The sequence below is a fragment of the Rubrimonas sp. genome (assembly GCF_036788415.1).
Lineage (GTDB): Bacteria > Pseudomonadota > Alphaproteobacteria > Rhodobacterales > Rhodobacteraceae > Rubrimonas.
Window position 1 is genome coordinate 1 of record NZ_DAIQNN010000127.1, and the last position, 6,385, is coordinate 6,385.

Sequence of the window (6,385 nt, forward strand, 5' to 3'; positions counted from 1 at the left end):
TCAGGCCTGCGGCAGGTCGCGCTCGAGCGGCTCGAGCGAGCCCTTGCGGTCGCCGGGCAGCGAGAACTGCGCGTCCTCGGCGACGCCGTATTTCTCGCAGTCGCCGGCGGGGACGAGCGTCCAGGCGTCGCCCTGGTAGTCCACTGTCGAGGTGCCGGCGCAGGTGGTGCCGGGGCCGGCGGCGCAGTCGTTCTTGCCGGCGAGCGAGACGCCGTAGCACTTTTCCTTGGCCTGCGCGTGCGCGGGCGCGGCGGCGCCGAGCGAGAGGGCGGTCGCGACGGCGCCGGCGAGGGCGGCGGCGAGAGCGGGGGCGTTGGACATGGTCTTCCTCCGTGTTGGGATTGTTTGGGTCAGTTGGTCAGAGGGGCGGCGGCGACGTCAAGCTCCTGCACCGCCAGGGTCGAAGCCGCGTTCGGCTCGATCCCCGGCCAGTTCCCTTCTGCGGTCGAGATGTTTCCGGGGATGTCCTCTTCCCAGAAACCGACCACGACGGGCGTGACGTTGAGGTAGAGCTTGCCGTCGACGATCCGCCACAGCGCCGGATTGCCGGGCACTTTGCCGCCCTTGGCGACGCCGAAGGCGCAGTGGCCGTCATATTGCGGGGCGAAGGCCGCCGGATCGGCGAGGAAGCGGGCGCGGTTCTCCTCCGAGGCGAAGGCGAAGGTCGCGCCGTTCCACTCGGCCGTCAGCGACGCCTTGCCGGGGGTGGGGGCGGGCTGGGGCTGGCCGACCGGGGCCTGCTCCTTGGCGAAATAGGCGACCGGGTCGTAGCCGCTGAGGGCGTAGCCGCTGGCGTCGACATATTGCGGGCCGGCGAGCGCGGCGCTGGCGAAAGCGGCGGGCGCGAAGGCGAGCAGCGCGGCGATTGCGGCGCGTCTGAGCGTGGGCGTCATGCTTTCGGTCTCTCCATCTGGCGCGCGCCCCGTCCGGGTCGTCCGGACCGGCGGCGCATGTCGAGTTTTTCGCAGCGCGCAGGGGCGGCGTTACGCGATCACGCTTTCGTGAGCGTCAGGCGCGGACGCGCGCGCAGGCTGTCGGAATCCCCCGCGCTGGCGTGTAACGATCCCGCGCGCCCTGCGAAGGAGAAGCGACGTGAGCGACCGCGAACAGGTCTGGGCCGAGGCGATGCGCGCCGGCAATCGCGGCGACGACGTCGCCTATGCGGGCCTGCTCGAGGAGATCGCGCAGGTGCTGCGCGGGGTGGTGCGCCGGCGGTTGGGTCAACTCGGGCTGGGCGTCGACGAGGCCGAGGACGTGGTGCAGGAGGCGCTGATCGGCATCCATCTCAAGCGCGCGACCTGGGACGAGGCGCGCCCGATCCTGCCATGGGTCCACGCCATCGCGCGCTACAAGATGCTCGATGCGGCGCGCCGTCTCGGGCGGACGCGACGGCGGCATGTCGCGACGCCGGTCGAGGACTGGGCGGAGATCCTCGCGGCGCCGCCGACGGGGCCGGAGATCTCGGCCGCGGAGGTCGCGCGGCTTATCGGGGAGTTGCCCGCGCGCCAGCAGGAGGTGGTGCGGGCGTTGACCGTGGAGGGCGGAACGGTCCGCGAGGTGGCCGACCGCTACGACATGAGCGAGGGGGCGGTGCGCGTCGCGCTGCATCGCGGCCTGTCGCGGTTGAAGCAGATGGCGCGCGAGGCCGAGGCCGGTCTCGCGCGTCCGGGGGAGTGACGAGGATGGACACCGACGCGCTGATCTCGCGCCTCGCCGACGACGCCGCCGCCGCGCCCTTGCGGCGCGGGCGGTCGCCGGGCGCGCTGCTGGCGACGGCGCTCGCCTTCGGGGCGGCGGCGGCGGCGGCGCTGACCGGGCTGGCGCTCGGCTGGCGGGCCGATCTCGCGCAGGTCGTCTTCATGCCGGAAGTCGCGCTGAAATTCGCGTTGGCGGCGGCGGCGGCGGCGACGGGCTGGGCGTTCGCGGGCCGTCTCTGCACGCCGGCGGGGCCTCGGCTGTCGCCGGTCTGGGCGGCCCCTGCGGCGCTGGCGGGGCTGGCGGCGGTCGCGGTTGCGGCGTCGGGGCGCGGCGCGGGCGGACCGTTCACGGGCGATCCCTGGTTCTGCGTCGCGTCGATCTTCCTGATTTCGGCCCCGATTCTGGCTGCCGGGCTCTGGGCGCTGCGCGTAGGCGCGCCGACGCGGCCCGCGCTCGCCGGCGGCGCCGCAGGGCTGGCTGCGGGAGCGGCGGGGGCGTTCGGCTACGCCTTCTACTGCCCGGTGGACAGCGTCGGCTTCGTCTGCGTCTGGTATCTCTCCGCGATGGCGCTGACCGCGATCGCGGGCGCGCTGGCGGGGCGGCGCGCGCTCGCCTGGTAGGTCAGCGGGCGCGCTGGCCGAACAGCACGGACTGCGCGGCCTTGTCCTTGGAGAGATCGCCCCGCTTCTCCGCGCCAAGCGCCCGGCCCGCGCGCACGGCGGGCCGCTCCCACATCCGGTCGAGCCACGACTTCATGTGGGGAAACTCGGCGATGTCCTGCTCCTGCCGCTCCCAGCCCTGCGCCCACGGCCAGATCGCCATGTCGGCGATCGAGTAGCCGCCCGCCACCCAGTCGCGGTCGGCGAGGCGGCGGTTGAGCACGCCGTAGAGGCGGTTCACCTCGTTGCGGTAGCGGTCCATCGCATAGGGCAGCTTCTCGGGCGCGTAGCTGAGGAAATGGTGCGCCTGGCCCGCCATCGGTCCGACGCCGCCCATTTGCCACATCAGCCATTGCTCGATCTCGACGCGCTCGCGCTCCGTGGTTCCGTAGAACCGGCCGGTCTTGCGGCCCAGGTATTGCAGGATCGCGCCCGACTCGAAGATCGAGATCGGCGCGCCGTCGGGGCCGTCGGGGTCCATGATGGCGGGCATGCGGTTGTTGGGCGCGATCTTCAGGAATTCGGGGTCGAACTGGTCGCCCGTGTTGATGTTCACCCAGCGCACCTCGTAGGGCAGGCCAAGCTCCTCGAGCGCGATGGCGATTTTCCAGCCGTTCGGCGTCGGCCAGTAGAAGAGCTCGATTGGTCGGGTCATGGCGCTGAACTTCCCCAAGATCGTGCGACGCTGTGGGAACCTGCGCCGCCGCTTCGCCTGGGGCAAGGGGTCAGAGCAGCAGATTCAACCCGCCGCCCGCGCCTTGCGCCGATTGCAGGATCAGCAGCGCGCTCTGGCCCGGGACGGGCCCGGCGGTCCCGCCCGACGCGATCTGCTCGCGCACGAGGAACTGGCGGATCATTGCGTCGCGTTTCTCGCCATCGGCGAAGACGCGGAAACTGTCGGAGCCGAGCAAACGCTGGACGCGCGCGCGCACCACTTCCGCCTGTTTCTCGATGTCGATCTGCGAGAACTCCGCCGGCAGGCCGAGCGCGCCTTCCAGCACGCTGCGCATCGGCGGGTCGCCGAGCAGGCGGAACCAGCCGGCGGTCTCGGAGATGTTCTGGCGGGTCAGCGCCTCGGCGGCGCGGTCGAAATTGAGGCCGAGCCGCATCGTCTCGTCCGTCTCGCCCACCGCGCGCTCGAAGGCGCGGGCGCGGTAGCGCGCGAGCACCATGTCGGCGAAGCCGTCAACCCCGGTCTGCGCGCCCTTGGCGTCGCCGAAGCCGAATGCCGCGGCCATTTCGCGGTAGCGCGGATCGACAAGGCGGGCGGCGAGCGCGCGCGGGTCTTCCGTACCGCCGGCGAGCGCTTGCTCGATGAAGGCGCGCTTGTCGATCTCGTCGATCAGCCCGAAGGCTTCGAGCGCGACCGAGAGCAGGCGGCGGTCGGCCATCAGGTCCTCCGCGGTCTCGATCTTCGCGATGTTCGCGCGGAAATGGTCGATCTCGCGGCGGTTCGAGTCGGCGGCTTCGAAGGCCGCGCGCTGCTCGGGCAGGGTCCGCTGGAGGAACTCCCAGCCCGCGATCCCGCCGAGCGGGATCAACGGCTGGCCGAGGCCGCCGCGGCGCTCGGGCCGCGCAGTCGCGTCGCTCAGATAGCGGCGGATCAGGTCTTCGCGCACACGCTCCTGCTTCAGCGCCGAGAGGTCGTCGCGACCGGTGACGGCGCGCAGGCCCTCGCGCACGAGCGCGGTCTGGTCCGAGGCGCTGCGGGTCGAGAAGTCGTCGGGCAGGTCGAGCGCGCCTTGCAGCACCAGCGAGAGGGTGGGGTGGCCGAGCGCGCGCGACAGCTCCTCGGTCCGCCCGAGGCCCGAATTGGCGATCGTCTCCATCGCGCGGTCGAAGATCAGCGCGCGGCGCATGTCGGCGTCCTGCGCGCCGACCGCTTCCTCGAAGCCGGCGATGCGCCAGCGCGCGGCGAACTCCTCGGCGAAGCCGAATTCGCGCACGCGCGCGCCCTGCCCGTCGCCATAGCCGAAAAAGGCCGCCATCTCGCGCCAGCGCGGATCGGCGAGGCTGTTGGCGAAGCTCGTCGGATCGTCCACGCCCCCCGCCAGCACGCGCTCGACGAATTCGGCGGTCGGGCGCTGGTCGCCGAGGCCGAAGGCTTCGAGCGCGGTCTTCAGGAGCCGCTCGTCGGCGACGAGGTCTTTCGCGCTCGTCGCGTCGGCGATCTTGCGGGCGAAGTATCGCAGCTCCGCGTCGTTGGCGGTGGCGCGGGCGAAACCGGCCTGCTGGGTGTCGAGGCTGCTTTGCAGGAAGCGCCAGGCCGTGGCGCCCTCTCCTGTGACCTTGGGGCGGCTGAAGCCGAGCGAGGCGAGGTTGAACCCCGTCTTGGCCTTGTCGAAATACAGCTTCAGGGCCGCGTCGCGCAGCTTCTCGTCGGCGAAAGCGTCGACCTTGCGCGCGCCGGTCAGCGCTTCGGCGGCTTCGCGAAGCGTCTTGATCTGCGCCTCGCGCGGCTGGGCGTCGAAGCTCGCGCCGAGCCCGAAGGCGGTGCGGAACACGCGCAGCGCGTTGTCGTCGGCCAGCGCGCGGGCCCAGCCGTCCTCCTCGGAGAACTTGCCTTCGGCGAGGCTCGAGACGGCGCGGTCGAAGGCGAGCGCCGCGCGCATGGCGGGGTCGGCGGCGCCGACCGCCTCCTCGAACTGCGCGACGCGGTAGCGCGTGGCGATGTCGTCGGCGAAGCCGGGAGCGGATGGCTTGGGCGAGGCGGCGGCGTCCCCGAAGCCGAAGGCCTTGGAGAGTTCGAACCAGCGCGCGTCGGGGAAGCGGTCGAGCGCGTCGGCGCCCAGCGTCGACGTCTCGAGCATCTTCGTGACGAAGGCCTCGCTTGGGATCGCGTCGCCGAGCCCGAATGCGCGCATCGCGACGCGCAGGTTCTGCCGGTCGTTCACGAGGTCGGCGGCGCTGTCGGCGGTGGCGATGGTGTCGCGGAAATGCGCGAGGTCGATTTCGTTCAGGGTCGGCAGCAGAAGATCGGCCTTCTCCTTCTGCGCGTCGAGCGTCTTCTTCAGATACGCCCATCCGTCCGAGCCCCCATAGGGCAGGATGGGCGTGAAGCTCATGACGCCACCAGCGCCGCCGCCATCAGTTGCGCCTCGCGGGGCAGAAGGCCGCGCAGCGCGCGCAGGGCGGGGTAGAAGCGGCCGTTGACCGCGTGCGAGGCCGCGCTGTCGAGCGCCGCGACGCTTTCGGGGTCGTCGAACACGCTGGCGAGCTGGTCGATGCCGGTCAGCACCTGGCGGCGCGCTTCCTCCGGGTCGGCCTCGCCTGCGACGGCGAGCTGGGCGATGTAGCAGACGCGGCGCACGGGCGTCGTGACCTCGTCGGGGTGGATCGCGTCGCGCAGCCGCAGCACGTTGGCGTTGGGCGTGATGAGGGTGAGCCGCGTGCGGCGGTCGCCGTTCTCGATGACGGCGCCGTTGACGAGCACCCGCTCGCCGGGGGCGAGCTTGAGGACGAGGCCGTTCATGCCGCGCCGTCCTCTCCGGCCTCGCCGCGCAGGCCCTTCATGATCGCCATGTTGATCTCGATGAGCGCGTCGACCGTCTCCGAGCCCGCGAGCACCTTGCTCATATGGGTGCGGGCGAAATTGGCGAGGCCGATGATCTGGGCGCGCAACTCGCGGGGGAGCTGGTTGGCGTCGGAGGCGCAATCGGCGGCGAGCGTCGCCCAGAGCCGCACATTGTCGAACATCGCCTCGGCGAGCTTCGCAAGCCCGCCGGTCTCGGCGGCGCCGTCGCGCGCTTCGGCGAGCCTGCCGGTCACATGCGCGAAGGCGTGGTATTCGATGTCGCGGGCTGTGTGGGTGGCGGCGGAGGCCGGGGCGTAGGCGGACTGCGCCAGAGAGGTCATGTTCATCGTGGCTTCCTTCTAAAGGCCGCTCTCGCGGCTTTCCGCCGTCGAGAGACCCCGGGCGAGGTCGGACGCCCCGCCCGGGATGATGTCGGTTACCGGAACAGCGCGAGGATGTTCTGGGGCTGCTGGTTGGCGATGGAGAGGGCCTGGATGCCGAGCTGCTGCTGCAC

At 71.8% G+C, this 6,385-nt stretch carries 8 protein-coding genes; 2 read left to right on the forward strand and 6 right to left on the reverse strand.

From position 1 onward, the window contains the following. Together V7Q31_RS16620 and V7Q31_RS16625 are read right to left on the reverse strand one after the other, a co-directional pair. Positions 1-321 (reverse strand): BufA1 family periplasmic bufferin-type metallophore, encoded by a 321-nt coding sequence (locus V7Q31_RS16620; RefSeq protein WP_333834975.1) that lies wholly within the window; start codon positions 319-321, stop codon positions 1-3. 29 nt (positions 322-350) lie between these two features. Continuing rightward, on the reverse strand, positions 351-893 hold the full coding sequence (locus V7Q31_RS16625; protein ID WP_333834976.1) for a YHS domain-containing (seleno)protein: 543 nt from the start codon (positions 891-893) through the stop codon (positions 351-353). A gap of 199 nt (positions 894-1,092) precedes the next feature. Here V7Q31_RS16625 and V7Q31_RS16630 point away from each other — a divergent pair, with 199 nt between their 5' ends. Together V7Q31_RS16630 and V7Q31_RS16635 are read left to right on the forward strand one after the other, a co-directional pair. Continuing rightward, complete coding sequence (locus V7Q31_RS16630; RefSeq protein ID WP_333834977.1) at positions 1,093-1,677, forward strand: sigma-70 family RNA polymerase sigma factor; 585 nt, start codon at positions 1,093-1,095, stop codon at positions 1,675-1,677. Positions 1,678-1,682: 5 nt separating this feature from the next. Further along, complete coding sequence (locus V7Q31_RS16635) at positions 1,683-2,318, forward strand: NrsF family protein (protein ID WP_333834978.1); 636 nt, start codon at positions 1,683-1,685, stop codon at positions 2,316-2,318. Between the two features lies 1 nt (position 2,319). On the opposite strand, the gene V7Q31_RS16640 is transcribed toward V7Q31_RS16635, so the two are convergent. The 4 genes from V7Q31_RS16640 to flaF all read right to left on the reverse strand — a co-directional run bounded on the left by V7Q31_RS16640 (position 2,320) and on the right by flaF (position 6,218). After that, entirely contained in the window at positions 2,320-3,012 is a 693-nt protein-coding gene (locus V7Q31_RS16640) for a glutathione S-transferase N-terminal domain-containing protein (RefSeq protein ID WP_333834979.1), read from the reverse strand. Positions 3,013-3,082: 70 nt separating this feature from the next. Next, on the reverse strand, positions 3,083-5,422 hold the full coding sequence (locus V7Q31_RS16645) for a DUF1217 domain-containing protein (protein WP_333834980.1): 2,340 nt from the start codon (positions 5,420-5,422) through the stop codon (positions 3,083-3,085). Beyond that, the gene (gene flbT, locus V7Q31_RS16650; RefSeq protein WP_333834981.1) at positions 5,419-5,829 is read right to left on the reverse strand and encodes a flagellar biosynthesis repressor FlbT; all 411 of its coding nucleotides are present in this window, start codon (positions 5,827-5,829) and stop codon (positions 5,419-5,421) included. The genes V7Q31_RS16645 and flbT overlap by 4 nt, the downstream gene beginning before the upstream one ends. Next, the gene (gene flaF / locus V7Q31_RS16655; protein ID WP_333834982.1) at positions 5,826-6,218 is read right to left on the reverse strand and encodes a flagellar biosynthesis regulator FlaF; all 393 of its coding nucleotides are present in this window, start codon (positions 6,216-6,218) and stop codon (positions 5,826-5,828) included. The genes flbT and flaF overlap by 4 nt, the downstream gene beginning before the upstream one ends. Positions 6,219-6,385 lie beyond the last annotated feature (167 nt).